The sequence below is a fragment of the Micromonospora endolithica genome (assembly GCF_003626595.1).
In the GTDB taxonomy this organism is placed as follows: Bacteria; Actinomycetota; Actinomycetes; order Mycobacteriales; family Micromonosporaceae; genus Micromonospora; species Micromonospora endolithica.
In genome coordinates this window covers 255,059-271,248 of the sequence record NZ_RBAK01000004.1, presented here as the reverse complement: position 1 = coordinate 271,248, position 16,190 = coordinate 255,059, and the positions used below count along the sequence as shown (strand labels likewise).

The following is a 16,190-nucleotide window of genomic DNA, read 5'->3' as shown; positions in this document are numbered from 1 at the left end:
ACAATAAAGCCCGACTGAATCGTCGTGAAGAAATAGTCACTGGTGCTGAAGATTCGGGCGCACCAGACTTGCCGCATGTCCCGTACGCAGCTCAGCACCGGTCCGAGTCGGAGCGACGTCCGGCCGGCCACCGGGGACGTCCACCCGCGGGGGTCCGCCCGGCCCCGGTCCTGGCCGATCGTCGCCGCCGGGACCACGGTGTTCCTGTGGGCGTCGGCGTTCGTCGGCATCCGTTTCGCCGGACACGACTACTCCCCCGGCGCCATGGCACTGGGCCGCATGGCGGCGGCGTCCGTCGCGCTGAGCGCGTTCATCGCACTCTCCGCCGGACTGCGCCGCCGCGGCACCCGGCCGCGGTACACCCGGTCGGAGCCGGGCCGCGCGGTGTCCCGCCGGGTCGCCCTGCCCCGCGGCGCGACCCTGGGCCTGATCGCGCTCTGGGGCGTGGCCTGGTTCGGCGGGTACAACGTGGCGCTCAACGCCGCGGAGCGGCTGATCGACGCCGGCACGGCGGCGCTGCTGGTGGCGGTCGCGCCCATCCTCGTCGCGGTGGCCGCGGTCCTCGTCCTGGGCGAGCGGCTCACCGGCCGGTTCGGCGCCGGGGTGACGATCGCCTTCGCGGGCGTGGCCCTGATCGCGGCCAGTGGCTTCACCGGGCACGTCGACAAGATCGGCGTCGGGCTGGCGGTGCTCTCCGCCGTGCTGTACGCCTTCGGCGTACTGCTCCAGAAGCGCCTGCTGGCGAGGGTGGACGCCGCGACGATGACCTGGCTCGGCGCGCTGGCCGGGACCGCGGTGCTGCTGCCGTTCGCTCCCACGCTCCTCGCGCAGCTCGCCACCGCACCGCCGCAGGCCACCCTGGGCATGCTGTACCTGGGCGTGTTCCCGACCGCGATCGGCTTCCTCACCTGGGGTTACGTCCTGTCCCGCTGGACCGCCGGGCGCACCACCGCCGCGACCTACCTGGTACCGCCGGTGGCCGTCCTGCTGTCGTGGACGCTGCTGAACGAGGTACCGGCGCCGCTCGCCCTGGTGGGCGGCGCGCTCTGCCTGACCGGCGTGGTCCTCGCGACGCGCCGCTGACGGTCTCCCGGGGCGGCGGGCGACCGGGGAAGATGCCATCGCGGCGCCCTCGGCCACCTATCGTCGAGACGATGGAGCGACCCGCAGTGGCTGCCGTCCGTACGACCGCTTACAGGAGACCGTGATGAGTGGCGAAGATCGGCCCAGGGGCATCAGCCCGACGGCGGTGGAGGGCGCACCGGGGTTGTGGCGCGTCGACCTACAGCGGCACGACCTCAGCATCCCCGGACGCGAGGTCGTGCAGACCCGGGTGGAGTTCACGCCGGACTCACCCCCGTTCACGCACTTCCATCCCGGCGAAGAGATCATCTGCGTTCTTCAGGGGTCGCTGGAATACACCATCGAGGGCCAGCCGACCGTGGTGTGCCACGCGGGTGACGCGCTCACCGTGCCCTACGGCGTGCACCACCGGGCGCGCAACGTCGGCGACGACATCGCGGTCGAACTGGCCACCTACGTCGTCGAGAAGGGCAAGCCGCTGCTGACCCGGGTGGAGTGAGCCGTCCTAGTTGCCGGCGGGAGCCTCGGACGCCGCGGCCGGGCTGACGGACGGCGCCGCCGGGTCTGCGGGCGCGGTGTCGTCGACCACCTTGCGGTTGAGGCTGACCTGCGCCATGCCGGTGCCGCCGACCCGGATGTCGTCGTACGCCTGGAGCCGGTTGTCGGCACCGAGGTAGAGCACCGACATGGCCAGCGGCATCGGTTCGTCGCCTTCGAGCCCGCGTAGTCCCGCCCCGCCGGTGGAGCCCTGCACCGCCAACCGGGTGACGACCTCGCCGTTGGGCGGCAGCGACGTCACCTCCCGCTGGTGCGTGTGGCCGGCCAGGACCAGCGGTACCGTCCCGTTGAGCCCGGGCGCGGACGCGGGGTCGTGCACCAGCGCGATGTCGACCGGCTGGTCCAGGGCGCGGATCGTCGTGGCGAGCTGCGTCCCGGTGCCCTCGACGGTCGTCGCCGGCTCCTCCCAGGGCCCCGCCTCCTCCGCCTGTTTGTCGGGCGTGAACCGGGGGTCCGCGATGCCGGCGATCGTCACCCCGGCGATCGTGGTGACGGAGTCGTCCAGCACCACCGCGTTCGGCTGGCTGGCCACCGCCGCCGCGGTTCGGGGTGAGTCGTGGTTGCCGCGGATGTAGACGTAGGGCGCCTCGAGCTGGCCGATCATGGAGACGTACGTCGTCTCGGGCTCGCTGCCCCAGTCGGTGATGTCCCCGGTGTCGATCACCAGGTCGATGTCGTACTGCTCGACCACGGTCCTGATCACCGGCCAGGCGGCGGGGTTGAGGTGCAGGTCCGAGACGTGCAGGATCCGGGTGGTGTCCGGTGCCGCCTGATAGATGGGCAGCGTTGACACGGTGGTGTAGAGCTTGCCCACGTTGCCGACGAGCCGTTGGAGTTGCTCGGCGTAGCGGGTGTAGTCGTCGGCGATCCGCTGCGCGTCTCCGATCAGCGCCGGGGCGTTGATCAGCAGGCCCTCGTACCGGGGTTCGGCCAGTGCCTGTGGTCGTACCGTCAGGGCGGCCGTGCCGAGGGCGCCGCCGGTGACCAGCAGGGCAAGACCACCCGACCAGGCGACCCGCCGCACGGACCGGAACGCCAGCCCGGCGAGCAGCATCGACGCCAGGACCGAGACACCGAGCGTACGGAGCCCGAGGCGGACCAGGGCGTCGCGGAGGTCCTCGGGTGCGGTGGCGCCGGCGCGGGCCAGGCCGGCGGGATCGTCGAGCAGCGCCTCGGTGCGTCGCTGGTCGAGCGAGTCGAGGCGGACGGTCAGCCGCACGGGGCCGTCGTGACTGTCGAGGAAGAGTGATCCCAGCGGGGGGATGGCGATCTCCGAGCCGCCGTCCGTGGACGGGCTCAGCTGGAAGGCCACCCGGAACGGCCCGACGTCACTGCCTCCGCGCGCCCCCAGGAGGGTGCCGATCGTGATGCCGGTGGCGGTGACGGCCACCAGCGCGAGCACCGCCAGGACGCGGCGCGCCCACCGCGAGCGCATGATCTCAAGCGGCCGAGTGGTCACCTGCCGCAGGCGTGCGGGCACGGCAATCCGACGCGGGGGCGCTGCGTCCGGGGGCGGAGTCACGAGCGGGGTCCGATCTGTGGGGCGGCCGAGGGGACGGGTGGTTCAGTTCGAGGAGGCGGCGCTGCCGTCATCCCCGCCACACAGCAGGCCGAGCAGGCCGGCGGCGAAGAGTTGCCGTCGGACGAAGTGCGCGAGGTTCTCCAGCCGCAGGGTGCCGCCTCGCACGGCGACCGCGCGTTGGCATGCCACCAGGGTCCCCATGCCGGAGGAGTCGATCAAGGTGAGGTGGGTGAAGTCGAGGGTGACGTCTCGCACCGAATCGATCGCCAACGCCGCGATGACGGCGTCGTGCACGTACCCGCTCGTCGCGACGTCCATCTCCCCGGACAGCCGGAACCGGGTGACGGGCTCCTGCTGCGTCATGTCGATCGTCAACGCCACGCACGACTCCATCCGATCGGCGCCCACCATCTGAAACGTGCAAGCATGCAATGAACTGTGCCGTAGGTCAGCCTATCCGGCCGCGCAGGTCACGTCCAAGATCGCCAAACGTGCAGGCGGTTGGGTCACCCGACCGCGGGCCGGCGCTCGGCCAGCAGCAGGGCGATGTCGTCGTGCGGTTCGCCGCCCACGTGCCGGTGCACCGCGCCCCAGACGGCGTCGAGACACCTGTCCACCGACGGCTCGGCCAGACAGTCCCGCAGCGCGTCCATCGGGAAGAAGCGCCGCTCGCCGTCGCGGGCCTCGATCAGTCCGTCGGTGAGCAACAACAGCCGATCGCCGACCGCCCAGTGGCGGCCGATCTCCGCCGTGCGGGGCCCGGCCAGCCCGAGCGGCCGATCCGGTGGAGACGTCCCGCACTCCGTCATCTCTCCGGAGCGGCGGCGCAGGATCGGTGCCGGATGGCCGCAGTTGACGGTCCGGATCTCACCATCGCGTAGCTCGACCAGGACGGCGGTGACGAACGTCGTGCCGCGGGCGGACGTGGGCTCCCGGGCGACCAGGGCGTCCAGATCACGCGCCACCTGCACCAGGTCCGGCCGGATGATCGCCAACTGCCGGAACGCCCCGGTCACCGCCGAGGCCAGGCGCACCGCGGCGAGCCCCTTGCCGCAGACGTCACCGACGATGATCCGCAGCCGGTCGTGGTCGGCGACCACCTCGTACAGGTCGCCGCCCACGCCGGCCTCCTCGTAGGCCGAGACGTAACGGGCGGCCAGCTCCACCCCGGCCGCGTACCGCGGCGGCTCGCGCAGGATCGCCGCCTGGGTGGTCCGGACGATCTCGGCCATCCGGCGCAGCCGCTCCTCCCGTCGGGTCCGGGCCCGCGCGACGTACACGGCCATGAGGCTGACCGCGATCACCACCAACACCCGGAGCAGGTGGTCGAGGCTGCCGAGCATCCCGCTGGGCAGCCCGGCCGCCACCGCCGCCGTGATCGCGGTGGCCGACACCACGCCCGTGCGGCGGGGCGTGTCGACGGCGGCGGCGAACAACGGGGCGAGGGCGAGGAAACCGATGAGTACGGCGTGCGTGCCCGCCGCGACGTCGACCAGCAGGACCACCGCGATGAACCCGATGGCCAGCCGCAGTCCGAGCCAGGGGGCCCACGGGGAACCGGCGGCGTCCGTCCGGTCCGCCACGCGCTCAGCCGGCGGGTTGGTCCGCATGGTCCCGCCGATCCGGGTCGTCGCCGGTCGTCGACGCCTGCGGGTCGAGCTGCCGACGCAGCGCCGCGATCTCCGCCCGCAGGGCCGCGATGTCGTCGACGGTGGCAGCGGCCGCCCGGCCCTTCTCGGAGACCCGGTCCACGATCCAGGTGGCCAGTGAACCGGTGACGAAACCGATCAGTCCGATACCGCCGATCATGAGCCCCAGTGCGACGAACCGACCCGTCGCGGTGACCGGAAAGTGATCACCGTAGCCGACGGTGGTGATGGTCACCGTCGCCCACCACATCGCGTCGTCGAAGGACGTGATGTTGCTGTCCGTCGCCGATCGCTCGGCGTCCAGCACCGCCAGCGCGGACACCAGCACCAGCAGCATGGTGGTGGCGCCCACGTAGACGGCGAGTCGGCCACGGGCCCAGGATTCGGCCCTTCTGCTCAGGTTGAGCACCACGGTGACCAGCCGCAGCGCGCGCAGCGGCCGCAGCATGGGCAGCACCAGGACCGCGAGGTCGAACAGGTGATCCCGCAGGAAGCGCCGCCGCTCGCCGGCCAGGATCAGCCGCGTCACGAAGTCGACCCAGAACAACAGCCAGATCAGGACGGTCGTGGCCTCACACGCAGCCCGCCAGGAGTCCGGCAGGTCCGGCCGCAGGATCGGCACCGCGTAGACCACCAGGAACATGACCGACAGGAAGGTCAGCGGCAGCGCCGTCAGTCGTTCCCACCGCGTGGCCCGGTCGGCGGGTATCGCGTCAGTTCTCACCTGCATCTACGGCCCACCCGATAGCTATGCGTGCATACGTGCAATCATTTCGGGGTGAAACTGTACGTGGAGGGCGACACCCCGTCGACCGCGGCTGACGACCAGCTGGTCGCCGGCCTTTCCGCGCTGAGCCGCACGTTGGTCGGGATCACCGCCCGAACCCTGGGCTCACTGGACGCCGAGGTCACCCTGTCGCAGTACCGGACACTTGTCATTCTCGCGTCACGCGCCCCGCTGCGGACCGTGGATCTCGCCACGTCGCTGGGGGTGCATCCGTCGACCGCGACGCGGACGTGCGATCGACTGGTACGCCGGAACCTGGTGCTCCGCCGCCGACAGCCCGACGACCGGCGGGTCGCCTGGTTGATCCTCACCGACGGCGGCAAGACGCTCGTCGGCGAGGTCATGCGGCGCCGCACCGCGGAGATCCGGCGACTCCTGGAGCTGGCGGGCGCCGGAGGGCCGCGGACGACCGCCGACCTGATCAACGCTCTGGTGGTCGCCGCCGGGGAGCCGACGGAGGAGCTGTGGTGGCGCCGCTGGGAGCAGTCCAGCACCAGCCCCTGACGATGCCACCGCCGCAGGGCCGCCGCGCGGCACCGCCCCGGACGCCCCGAACACCCAAGCCCACCGGGCAGGTACCGTTGCGCCGTGGATACCTGCAATCATGCAGGTATCCAGGCGTCGACTCAGGGAGGTGGCAGCAGCCCCGATGTTCAGCATCCGGTCCTCCGGTGCGGGGCTCGCGCCGAGGACTCTGCACCTCTCCGGAGAACTGGACATGGCCTTCTCCGGCCACCTGCGCGAGGCCGTGGAGCGCACCCTCGCGTCCACCGCCACCCAGTGGCTGATCGTCGACCTGCGGGACACCACCCTGATCGACTCGAGTGCCGTGAAGGAGTTGGTCGACGTCCATCGGTTCGCCGCCCGGCAGGGGCGGGTCCTGGTCGTGCGCAACGCCAACGGAATCGTCGCCGAGGTCCTCCGGATCACCGGTGTGGCGGCCACGCTCGAGCGTCCCGCCACCCGGCCAACCGGCACGCTCTACGGCTCGCCGAACGGCAGATGACGTTCCGTGGCCCCATTCACCTGGACAGTCCTGCGCGACTTCGACGGCGGCAGCACCCGGATCACCATCGCGGGTAGCCTCACCCGGGAGGCGGAACCGCATCTCGCCGCCCTGCTGCTCGGCGGGACCCTCGACGCTCCGCTGGCCTTCGAGGTGGACCTCAATGCCCTGGCCACGCCGGACGTCGCTCCGGTCGCCAGGTTCCTCTCCCGATGGGCGACCGACCCGCTCGACGGACCTCGGCTGACGTTGTCGACCAATCCGCTGACTCCCACCGGCCGGCTGCTCCGCGCCACCCTCGGTCAGCACGCGATCCTCGGCAGGGCACTCCTCGCTCAGGCTGCCGGGCGTGAACCACCCGGTTCCCGCCGGACGCACCTGTGTCTGCCCGCCCACGCGCAGTCGCCCGCCGCTGCCCGCAGGCTCGTCGCCCGGCAGTGCCGCGAATGGGGCATGGACGCGGTGGCCGACCAGGCGATGGTCATCGCCTCGGAACTGATCAGCAACGCCGTCCAGCACGCCGGGACCGAGATGGACATCACCGTCGCCGAGGTCGCGGGATCGCTGCGGATCAGCGTCCGCGACCGGGGAGGCGACACGCCCCACTCCACCGCCCCGACACTCCCCGGTCAGGTCTCCGAAGGTGGTCGCGGCCTGCCGATCATCGCCGCTCTCACCACGAAGTGGGGCTTCTTCGCCTTCGGTGACGGCAAGACCGTCTGGGCCGAGATCGACGGATCCTACTGATCAGTCGCCGGCGGACGTCTCGTCCCGATCCCGCGACCGGGACCGCAGCGGCCGGCGCGCCCGGTGCAGGACGCCGAACCAGGCAGGCGTCTCACGGGACTCGTCGAAGGCTCGGGCGATCACGACGTCGGTCGAGGAGTGCAACAGGATGGAGATGACGATGGTCAGGGCGACCAGGTGGAACACCTCGTCGCCGGCGGCGATGCCGGACTCCAGGACCAGCAGCCCGTAGACGACGGAGGCGAAGCCCTTCGGTCCGAACCACATCGCCGCGGCCTGTTCCCGGGCGCCGAGCCCGGAGCCCAGGAACGAGATCCACAACGCGACCGGACGGGCCACGAAGATGGCCAGCGCCGCGAACGCCCATCCGGTCCAGGAAATCTCGCTCAGGAACTGCACCGAGATCAGCGCGCCGAAGACCAGCAGCGCGGCGAGTTTCAACAGCTCCGCGACGTTCTCCCCGAAATGCTCGAACGCCGCTCGCTCCCTCGGCCCGAAGGTGGCCACGGTGATCCCGGCGGCGAACGCCGCCAGGAACAGGTTGCCGTGAGTGACCTTGCCCAACGCCAGGACCAACAGCCCGATCGCCACCCCGTTGAGCGGCGCGTACGCGGCGGACGCCGCGAACCACCGGGTCCGCTCCAGCGCGAGCGCCAGCAACGGCACCAACACACCGATGAGCAGTCCCACCGCGAGTTCGCTGGCGAGCCCTCCCAGGTGCAGGTCGTCCGAGCCCGCGGCGACCGCCAGCAGCAGCACCACGAACGGAAGGACCAGCCCGTCGTTGACGCCCGACTCCACGTTGAGCAGGTGCCGGAGGCGGGCCGGCACCTTGTCGTTGCCCACCAGCGCCGCCGCGAACACCGGGTCGGTGGGGGCCAGAACCGCGCCGATCAGCAGCGCCTCGGCCCAGCCCAGCCCGGCCACGTAGTGCGCCAGCAGCGCCGTGATCAGCAGGGTCAGCGGCAGACCCCACCCCAGTGCCCGGCCGGGTAGCCGCCACGCCGACCGCAGGTCCGCCCAGCCGACCCGCATCCCGTCGGAGAACAGCACGGCGAACAGGGCGAGCTCCGCCAGTTGCGCCACGATGGGCGAATCGGCGTGCAGGTGCAACAGCCCGCCGGTGTCCTCACCGAGGATGAAGCCGGCAACCAGGAACAGCGCCGCGGTCGACAGGATGGTGCGGTGAGCCAGCGCCGAGAGCAGCACCGCCAGCAGCAGCACGGCGGCGAACGACAACAACAGCATCGGTCACGCTCCAGAGACCCGCGTCAGCACGGTGCCGACAGACCCCGCGGCGCTACATCGGACCCCGATGATCATAGCGACGGCGCCGGACGATCCCGGTGGCCGTCGTCGGCCACGTCGTCCAGGCTGCTGCCGTCGCCGAGCTTGCTGCGCTGGATGACGCTGAGGCTGCCGTCGGACTCCAGCACCACCGCCGCCAACTCGCTCAGATCTCCGGCGCCGCTACTGCGGGCCGCCTGGCGGATCTCGCTCTCCGCGACCCGGGCGCGCCGCATCGCGTCGCGCCGCAGCCGACCGTCGCGCAGCAGCATCGTCGGCCGCGACTTGAGCAGGCGCTGCGCCGCCGGCCAGCGTACGGCGACCAGCGCGACCGCGTACTGCAACGCCACCAGCAGGGTCAGCGCGAGGATCCCCTCCACCAGTGAGACGTCCCGGGAGAGCAGGATCGTCGCAAGGGTGGACCCCAGCGCCACCGTGACCACGAAGTCGAACGCGTTGAGCTTCGACAACGTGCGTTTTCCGGACAGCCGCAGGATCAGCACCAGCGCCGGATAGACGATCGCGGCGACGACGAGCAGGCGGAGCAGGTCTTCCGGGTTCTTCAGCACCATCCGCCTCAGATACCCCGGTACCTCGGCCCGTACCCGGCCACCCCGACCGGTCCGCTGCGCGCTTCCCACGGAATCGTGACGCAACTGTCACGGTTCCGGGGTCGGGTCGCCACAGGCGGGGGAACTCCTTGAATCGAGACACCCGCACGAGAGGAGGAACCACGGATGGGCAGAAAATGCGGCTGGAAACGTCCCGCAGTGGCAGCGCTGGCATCGGTGGTCCTGCTCGCCGCGGGCTGCACCGGCGAGTCCGCAGCTCCCCGGCCCAGTCCCGAACCCGCACCCACGACTGCCCGGGGCACCGTCGCGCGGGCGGAGGTGGGCGACCGGCTCACCGTGACGGCGAGCGTCGAGCGGGTCATCACCGATGCCGCATTCGTCGTCCGCGATGTGGACCTGACCGACGGAACGCTGCTCGTGCTGATCACGGGCCCTTCGATACCCGCGCCGCCGCAGCTGGTGACCGTACAGGGAACCGTGATCCGGTTCTCCCACCGCGACCTCACCGACCGCTACGACCTCGGGCCGCCGGGACCGTACCGGGCCTTCGAGGGCGGCCGTGCGCTCGTCGCACAGGAGATCACCGTCCGGTGACGGGGCCGGGACGCCCGCCCGTCGGGGTGCGATCGCCGACGGATCGGGAACGCCACCGGTGAGCGGGGCCGGCCGCGACCGCGCTCCGGGCGGCGCCACCGCGCCGGCCCCGACGACGAGTGATCCCCGGACGAAGGTTGCCTGATGCTGACACCTCGCATTCGTCGAAACGGGAACCATACCCACGCCACCGACCGGAGGTCGGTGACACCGGATCGGGTCGCTCCTTCCCACCCGAGGCTCGTCCTGCGGCCGGCGACGCGCGGTGAGCTGCGGGCCACCGCCCGCGCCCACGTCGACTTCCTGCCGACCGGGCTGTTCCCGTCGCTCGGCGCCCGTTTCGTCCGCCGCTGGCACCGGTCGTTCCTCGACTCCCCGTACGGCGTCTGCTACGTGGTCGTCGATGCCGACGCCCCCGGTGACGGGCTGGTCGGGTTCCTGCTGGGCACCACCCACCAGAGCGCCCACACGGCGACGTTGCTCGGCGACCGCCGGGCGATCGCATCCTTCGCGATCACCGGGGTCACGGCGATGGCGCGTCGACCCCGGGTGGCCGTTCGGCTGCTGCGCTCGCGGGTCGGACCGTGGGCACGCCGGCTGTTGACCCGTCGACCGGCGGGTCGAATGCCGGACCGGTCGACGCCCGCGCCGCAGGTCGCCGTGATCACCGCCCTGGCGGTGCATCCGGCGTGGCGGGGCGGCGGAATCGGCGAGCGGCTCGTGCACCGATTCGTGGCGTACGCCCGGAACGCCGGCGCGACGATGGCCGAACTGGTCACCCCTACCGGGCCCGCCGGGGCGGTCGGATTCTACGAGCGACTGGGTTGGGAGGCCGGCTCCCACCGGCACACCCGCGACGGTGACGGGCTACGGACGTACCATCACCGGCTGCGGGACCGGCCACATCCCTGACCGTGCCGTCCGGCGGGCGTCTGGTGCCGGTCACTCGTCCCGCAGGCGCAGCCGGTTGCTGACGTCGCGTACCTCGGCGCGACCCCAGACGAGGGCGTGGGCGTGGGCCCGCACGCCGGCCGAGCTGACCGATCCCTCCAGGATCACCACCCGGTCCTGCACCTCGATGCAGATGCGTTCGTGGCGCAACAGCGGCTCCCGCTGCATCTGTTCGAGCAGGCGGCAGGCCAGTCGGGTGTCCTCGGAGACGGGGGTGCTCGGGAACAGCGACGGCAGATCGTCAGGGAAGAACCAGGGGTAGGTCACGACTCACTCCTCACATCCTGGTGGGGCTTCCGTACTGCGCTACCCCGCAGGTTTCGCCGCCAATACGACAAAGTCGTGACGGTTGGAGCGTACGACCGTGACAGTTCCACCGGGTGGCCCACGGGACGTTTGGCGCCAATGGGGCCGGGTAGCGGCCCGATGAGGCGCCGGGAGGCGCGCCGCCGGACGGATCCGGGAGAGGTGAGACGTGGCACGTCGATCGCGCCGGGTGGCGCTGCTCGGCACCCTGGCGGTGCTGGTCGTCAGCACCGGCCGCACGGCGGACGGTCGGGCCGATTCTCCCGCCGTGACCCCGACGGCCGTCACCCGCTGACGCCGTGCCCACCCCTCCCCGAGCCCTGCCGCCGGCTCCGTTCGACCGATGACGGGCCCTTCCGACGACGAGCGGTCCCGCGACGCGGCCCTGAATGGACTCGCCCGGCGGCTGGACAAGCCGATGGGCGCCCTCGGCGTTCTCTTCCTGCTGGTCGTGTTCGGCCAGGCGCTCGCCCGACACCCCACGCTCTCCGCCGCGCTGACCGTCGTCAGTTGGGTCCTCTGGGTGGTCTTCGTCGTCGAGTTCGCCCTGCGCGCCTGGCTCGCCCGACACCAGCCCGCTACGTTCTGGCGCCGCAACTGGTGGCAGGTGATCTTCCTCGCCGTACCGTTCCTGCGGTTCGCCCGGGCCGCCGCCACGTTGCGCGCCGCCCGCGCCGGCGGCGTCATCAGCGCCGCCGTCCGCGGCTCCCGCTCCGCCGGCCGCCTGCTGACCGACCGGCTCGCCTGGCTGGCGATCATCACCACCACGATCGTCCTCAGTGTCGGGCAACTGCTGGTCCTCGCCGGCACCTACCGCTCGTACGGCACCGCGCTGCACGACGTCGCGCTGACCACGATCACCGGTGAGCCGCTGACCGCCGCCGACCCGCTGGCCCAGGTCGTCGAACTCGTGCTCGCGGTCTACTCGGTGGCCGTCTTCGCCACCCTGGCCGGTGCCCTGGGTGCGTTCTTCCTCAGTTCCGAACGCCAGCGTGCCGACGCCGACCGGGAGCAGCGGGAGTGACGCTCATCCGGATGGCGTCGGCACCTCTCCTGGTTGTCGGCCCGCCTGCCGCGCGTCGGCGATCGCGATGCCCAGCAGGACGAGGGCGGCGGCGGTCGCGGCGACCAGCGGTGTGCTGAAGAGCAGTGGTATCGCGAGCGCCAGCAGAAGCACGATGCCGACCGTCCGGCGGGTGGAGACGCGGTCGAAGACGACGCGTTCCAGCCGGATCCGACCCAGCAGGAACAGGACCGGGCCGCCCAGGATCATCACCAACCAGACCGGTAGCACGCCGGCCGTCGGCCGTTCCTGCACGACCTCGGCGCCGACGGCGACGGCGAGGATTCCGATCACCATGATCATATGAGCGGCGCCGGTGCGCCGGCCGATGCTGTCCCGGTCCTTGGCCATGGTGACCGCCTCGGCGAGGACCTGCCCGGAGCGGTAGAAGTAGATCCGCCAGAGCAGGATGGTGGTGACGAAGGCGACCACGAGACCCAGGGTGTTGCCGACTCCCGCGGGCAGGACGGTGTAGGTGGTCCCCACCGCCAGGACGCTCTCCCCCAGCGCGACCAGCAGGAGCTGTTGGTAACGCTCGGCCAGGTGGTGGCCGCTGTGCAGCGCCCAGGCGCTGATCGCCCGGCGTCTGAGGTGCGGCACGAACCACCCCACCCGGGCACCCACCAGATCGAGCACGATGGCCACCGACCAGAGCAGGACCCTCGCCTCGTCCTGCAGGATTCCCCCCGCCAACCACGGCACGGCCGAGACCGCGGACCACGCCGCCGACCGCAGGTAGAGGGCGCGGAGCGGGAGGTGCCCACGCACCAGCGCCGCCAGGATCAGCGGCCGACCGACCTGCAGGACGACATAGGGCACGGCGAAGACCAGGCCCCGACCGATGAACGCGTGCGCCAGCGACGTGGTCATCAGCAGGAGGCCGAAGGCGCTGACCAGCACCATGACCTGAATCCCCTGGTGGCGCGGATCGAATCGGCTGGTGATGTGCACGGTCGTGGTCCACAGCCACAGCAGCGGCAACGCCAACAGGACGGCGTAGAGCAGCGACGACCAGCGGATCGCGAGGTCGCTGTCGAGGAGGTCCGGGGTCACCCGGTCGACGACGCCCTTCAGTGCGAAGACGAGTACCAGATCGAAGAACAACTCCAGGAAGTTGGCCTGCCTCGACTGCTCCGGGCCACGGAGCAACTTCCCGGGATCGTCCCTGCCCTCGCCGGTCCTCATCGCGCCCGGTGACTCGCGGGCGGGCGCGTCGCCGCCCGCCCCGAACCGATCCGGTGCGGCACTGTCGACCCGCTCGGGACACCCGACGTGTTCCACGGCGGGCGGCCAGAGTCGACCGGAGGCCACTGACCCACCACAGCCTCCCTCCGGCCCCGCTTGGACGAGCCGGCCGGGTGCCGCGGTTGCCATCGCCCGTCGTGACGTCCCGGGCAGCCCGGGAGGCACGACCGTGGACACCCGCGTCGCGTCGGCCGGCTCGGCGACATACCCGCCGCCGAGCCGGTCACACCTGCCCGACCGCGCCGGGCGCGGGTGGACCGCGAGCGGGAGGGGCCGCGTCACCCGGCAGCATTCATGTCTGCCTCTGTTCGCCGGCCCGGCCCCGTTCACCACACCGTCGGGGAGGATGAGGCGGCGGTCAGATCGGGACCGAGTGCACCGCGATGTCGATGCCGCTGGTCGGCGTGTAGTCGAACCAGGTCGCCATCAGCGAGGCGCCCGCCGCGGCGGAGATGTCCGCGTCCACGCCCTCGCCGCCCGGCTCGCCGTCGGCACCGAAGGAGATCAGGTCGTAGTCGTTGCCACTGCCGGGCAGCCGGTACACCAGCTCGCGGTTCCACGCGTCCCGGTAGGGCCCGCCGGCCAGGTCGGCCAGCTGCGCCGGATACCGGCCGTGGGTGGCGTGGTAGCGCTCCAGTTCGTCGATCACCACCTGCATCACGTCCCACGTCGTCCGCTGCTGCGGGTACAGCAGCGGACGGGCGTGCTGCTCCGGGTTCGCCGGCGGGATCCCGGCGTAGTTGGTGTGCGCGAACGCGGCCACCTCCTGCGCGATCGTCAGATAGGGCGACGTCCCGGTCGGGCTACCCGTGTCGAGCAGGTGCGTGAAACGCTCCTCGAAGCCCGGTCGGATCGGCACCACCACCCGTGCGTAGCCGGCGCGCAGGAAGTCGCGGTGCCCCGGGTCGGCGTGCTCGAACAGCAGCTTCTCCCGGGCCAGGTCGTCACTGCCCCAGAAGTACGGGTAGAGGAAGTACAGCAGGTTCTCCCACTCGACGGCGTGGTGGATGAACTTCACCAGGTCCCCGAAGCCCGACACGGTGCCCCACTGGCCGGCGGTGAGGATCCGGTCGGGTTGCGGCTTGTCGTCGGGGGCGTCGACGGCGTCGGCGTCGCGATCCATCGACTGTTTGATGATGCTGCCGACCTCGTTCGGCGCGGTTTCGAACTCGGGTCCGATAAGCCAGGTCAGCACCCCGCGCATCAGCTCGTCACGCTCCAGCCGCCGGAGGGTCAGGGTGTCCTTGCCCGACAGCAGCATCCACAGCCGGTCGCGCCGGTCCTGCAGCAGCGCCTGCTGGGTCTGGTGCTTGGCCAGGGCGGTGTCGCGCAGCGCGGTCCACGCCCGCTGCTGCCAGTCCCGGAACGTCCGGTCCGACCGCTTGGCCCCGGCCACCAGCGAGAACTGCATCGTGTACGAGGGCGTCCGCATGAACGTGACCATGAGTTTGTCGTCGCTGGCGATGCCCTCGCCCTTCACCTCGGCGATGCCGGTGCCGGGGGTGGGCAGCTGCGCCTCCAGCTTCGTGTCCTCGGTCGGCCACAGCATCACCGGGATCCCACCCGGGCCCCACCACTCGATGACACCCATGAACCCGCTGCCCATCGTGTAGCCGGGCGGAGCGGTGAACTCGATCGGGCCGTCCACGTCCTTGCCCGCCTCGAACCGGCGGGCGTACGGGATGACGATCTTCTCCGCCGGCGGCGGCTCCAGCGCCACCCCGTACTCCTTGCCCAGGGCCGCCCAGCTCGTGTCGGTGATGTCGTCGACCGACAGGGCGAAGCTGAACGGTGTCCGGATCCGCACGTCCAGGTCGGCCAGCTCCCGGTGCCGCGCCCACAACCGGGCGCCCGGGTTGGGCACGGCGATGTCGAACGTCAGCCGCAGCCCGTAGCGGAACAGGTCCACCCGCCACCTGCGCATCATCCGGAAGTAGTCCACCCGCAGCGCCCGGTCGGCGTGCGGGTTGGTGATGGTCCGGTACGACGCGTCCTCGGTGCCCCGCGTCGACTCCAGCTTCAGCGACACCTTGTGCTCCTGCCGGGACCGCGCCGACGCCTTCTGCGTGATCTCGCGGGTGTTCGACACACTCTCCTCGACCGAGGCGCGATCCTCCGACGAGTTGGACAGCCCCACGCTGACCGACGCGGTCACCGGCCCGTACCCGCCGCTCACGCTGGAGCCGAAGGTGAACGCGCTGGTGTGCCGCGACTCGTTCTCCGTTGAGACCGACGCGTCGGTCTTGTCGACCACGCCCCGCTCGCTGTAGCTCTCGAAGTAGTCCGAGACGATCTGCTCGTACTCGTCCTTCGACGTCGACCACTCCTTGTGCGAGACGGTCACGGTCTCCTTCGGCGTCATCGGGACCGTGAAGACCAGCTCGCCCCGCTCCGTACCCGCCGGATACATCTCGATGCGCTCGAGATGCAGCCGCCCGACCGGCGCGATGCGCAGCCGCTGCTCGAACGCGGCCACCGTGTACGTCGTCGCGGGCGTGGCCCGCAGCCCGGCGACGGCCTGCCCCAACCGCAGGAAGGCGGCGTCGTCCAGGGCCGCCATCCGTCCGGCGGTGAGCAGGTGCTCGGCAGGTCTGGCCATGAGCGTGTGCGCCAGGTCGAGCAGCTGGTGGTCCTCGGGCAGCGCGTGCCGCAGCGTGCGCAGCTCCTGCTCGACCAGGGCCAGGTCCCGGACGAAGTTGACCTTCTCCAGTGCCCGGCCGCTGACCGACCGGACCTGGACACGGTCGTCGTCGGACAGCTCGGTCTGCACGTAGCTGGCCTTCAGCAGCACCCGCTTGCTGTTGGTGAGTTCCATCGGAC

General features: G+C 71.4%; 18 protein-coding genes. 9 read left to right on the top strand and 9 right to left on the bottom strand.

Features of this window, described 5'->3' with window-relative positions; translation table 11 throughout:
* Nucleotides 1-75: 75 nt before the first annotated feature.
* Complete coding sequence (locus D7223_RS13050; RefSeq protein ID WP_120728594.1) at nt 76-1,083, top strand: DMT family transporter; 1,008 nt, start codon at nt 76-78, stop codon at nt 1,081-1,083.
* Nucleotides 1,084-1,207: 124 nt separating this feature from the next.
* Nucleotides 1,208-1,582: a cupin domain-containing protein gene (locus D7223_RS13045; protein ID WP_120728592.1), complete on the top strand. Its 375-nt coding sequence runs from the start codon at nt 1,208-1,210 to the stop codon at nt 1,580-1,582.
* 6 nt (nt 1,583-1,588) lie between these two features.
* On the opposite strand, the gene D7223_RS13040 is transcribed toward D7223_RS13045, so the two are convergent.
* From D7223_RS13040 to D7223_RS13025, 4 genes are all read right to left on the bottom strand, one after another.
* Nucleotides 1,589-3,100 carry a metallophosphoesterase family protein gene (locus D7223_RS13040; RefSeq protein WP_420330309.1) on the bottom strand — a complete coding sequence of 504 codons (1,512 nt, stop codon included), beginning with the start codon at nt 3,098-3,100 and terminating at the stop codon, nt 1,589-1,591.
* Between the two features lie 105 nt (nt 3,101-3,205).
* Nucleotides 3,206-3,544 carry an STAS domain-containing protein gene (locus D7223_RS13035; RefSeq protein WP_158610880.1) on the bottom strand — a complete coding sequence of 113 codons (339 nt, stop codon included), beginning with the start codon at nt 3,542-3,544 and terminating at the stop codon, nt 3,206-3,208.
* 125 nt (nt 3,545-3,669) lie between these two features.
* The gene (locus D7223_RS13030; protein WP_147252499.1) at nt 3,670-4,746 is read right to left on the bottom strand and encodes a PP2C family protein-serine/threonine phosphatase; all 1,077 of its coding nucleotides are present in this window, start codon (nt 4,744-4,746) and stop codon (nt 3,670-3,672) included.
* A gap of 4 nt (nt 4,747-4,750) precedes the next feature.
* Entirely contained in the window at nt 4,751-5,542 is a 792-nt protein-coding gene (locus tag D7223_RS13025) for a potassium channel family protein (RefSeq protein WP_120728585.1), read from the bottom strand.
* Between the two features lie 48 nt (nt 5,543-5,590).
* Here D7223_RS13025 and D7223_RS13020 point away from each other — a divergent pair, with 48 nt between their 5' ends.
* The 3 genes from D7223_RS13020 to D7223_RS13010 all read left to right on the top strand — a co-directional run bounded on the left by D7223_RS13020 (nt 5,591) and on the right by D7223_RS13010 (nt 7,352).
* Nucleotides 5,591-6,103 carry a MarR family winged helix-turn-helix transcriptional regulator gene (locus tag D7223_RS13020; protein WP_120728583.1) on the top strand — a complete coding sequence of 171 codons (513 nt, stop codon included), beginning with the start codon at nt 5,591-5,593 and terminating at the stop codon, nt 6,101-6,103.
* Between the two features lie 145 nt (nt 6,104-6,248).
* On the top strand, nt 6,249-6,605 hold the full coding sequence (locus D7223_RS13015; RefSeq protein ID WP_158610879.1) for an STAS domain-containing protein: 357 nt from the start codon (nt 6,249-6,251) through the stop codon (nt 6,603-6,605).
* 6 nt (nt 6,606-6,611) lie between these two features.
* The gene (locus D7223_RS13010; protein WP_120728579.1) at nt 6,612-7,352 is read left to right on the top strand and encodes an ATP-binding protein; all 741 of its coding nucleotides are present in this window, start codon (nt 6,612-6,614) and stop codon (nt 7,350-7,352) included.
* Here the strand turns inward: D7223_RS13010 and D7223_RS13005 are convergent, their stop codons facing one another.
* Complete coding sequence (locus tag D7223_RS13005) at nt 7,353-8,600, bottom strand: cation:proton antiporter domain-containing protein (protein ID WP_120728577.1); 1,248 nt, start codon at nt 8,598-8,600, stop codon at nt 7,353-7,355.
* Between the two features lie 71 nt (nt 8,601-8,671).
* Complete coding sequence (locus D7223_RS13000) at nt 8,672-9,280, bottom strand: DUF421 domain-containing protein (RefSeq protein ID WP_238161892.1); 609 nt, start codon at nt 9,278-9,280, stop codon at nt 8,672-8,674.
* Between the two features lie 249 nt (nt 9,281-9,529).
* On the opposite strand from D7223_RS13000, the gene D7223_RS12995 reads away from it, so the two are divergent.
* Both D7223_RS12995 and D7223_RS12990 read left to right on the top strand, forming a co-directional pair.
* A complete protein-coding gene (locus D7223_RS12995) occupies nt 9,530-9,805 on the top strand; it encodes a hypothetical protein (RefSeq protein WP_147252498.1) in 276 nt (91 codons plus the stop codon).
* Nucleotides 9,806-10,009: 204 nt separating this feature from the next.
* Nucleotides 10,010-10,717 (top strand): GNAT family N-acetyltransferase, encoded by a 708-nt coding sequence (locus D7223_RS12990; RefSeq protein ID WP_202864638.1) that lies wholly within the window; start codon nt 10,010-10,012, stop codon nt 10,715-10,717.
* A gap of 30 nt (nt 10,718-10,747) precedes the next feature.
* Here the strand turns inward: D7223_RS12990 and D7223_RS12985 are convergent, their stop codons facing one another.
* Nucleotides 10,748-11,023, bottom strand: a complete 276-nt coding sequence (locus tag D7223_RS12985) for a BON domain-containing protein (protein WP_120728569.1) — start codon at nt 11,021-11,023, stop codon at nt 10,748-10,750.
* 208 nt (nt 11,024-11,231) lie between these two features.
* On the opposite strand from D7223_RS12985, the gene D7223_RS33945 reads away from it, so the two are divergent.
* Nucleotides 11,232-11,357, top strand: coding sequence for a hypothetical protein (locus D7223_RS33945; protein WP_272948690.1), 126 nt, complete (start codon nt 11,232-11,234; stop codon nt 11,355-11,357).
* Between the two features lie 48 nt (nt 11,358-11,405).
* Nucleotides 11,406-12,086, top strand: a complete 681-nt coding sequence (locus D7223_RS32775; protein ID WP_158610878.1) for a hypothetical protein — start codon at nt 11,406-11,408, stop codon at nt 12,084-12,086.
* A gap of 3 nt (nt 12,087-12,089) precedes the next feature.
* Here D7223_RS32775 and D7223_RS12975 read toward each other — a convergent pair whose 3' ends face one another.
* Nucleotides 12,090-13,274 carry a low temperature requirement protein A gene (locus D7223_RS12975; RefSeq protein ID WP_158610877.1) on the bottom strand — a complete coding sequence of 395 codons (1,185 nt, stop codon included), beginning with the start codon at nt 13,272-13,274 and terminating at the stop codon, nt 12,090-12,092.
* Between the two features lie 454 nt (nt 13,275-13,728).
* The gene (locus tag D7223_RS33210; protein ID WP_202864637.1) at nt 13,729-16,185 is read right to left on the bottom strand and encodes a type II secretion system protein GspG; all 2,457 of its coding nucleotides are present in this window, start codon (nt 16,183-16,185) and stop codon (nt 13,729-13,731) included.
* Between the last annotated feature and the right edge of the window lie 5 nt (nt 16,186-16,190).

Bases quoted from the DNA above. Each gene is read 5' to 3' on its own strand.
- D7223_RS13045 (WP_120728592.1), top strand. From the start codon at position 1,208: ATGAGTGGCGAAGATCGGCCCAGGGGCATCAGCCCGACGGCGGTGGAG.
- D7223_RS33210 (WP_202864637.1), bottom strand. From the start codon at position 16,185: ATGGAACTCACCAACAGCAAGCGGGTGCTGCTGAAGGCCAGCTACGTG.
- D7223_RS13005 (WP_120728577.1), bottom strand. From the start codon at position 8,600: ATGCTGTTGTTGTCGTTCGCCGCCGTGCTGCTGCTGGCGGTGCTGCTC.
- D7223_RS13050 (WP_120728594.1), top strand. From the start codon at position 76: ATGTCCCGTACGCAGCTCAGCACCGGTCCGAGTCGGAGCGACGTCCGG.
- D7223_RS32775 (WP_158610878.1), top strand. From the start codon at position 11,406: ATGACGGGCCCTTCCGACGACGAGCGGTCCCGCGACGCGGCCCTGAAT.
- D7223_RS13025 (WP_120728585.1), bottom strand. From the start codon at position 5,542: ATGCAGGTGAGAACTGACGCGATACCCGCCGACCGGGCCACGCGGTGG.
- D7223_RS13015 (WP_158610879.1), top strand. From the start codon at position 6,249: ATGTTCAGCATCCGGTCCTCCGGTGCGGGGCTCGCGCCGAGGACTCTG.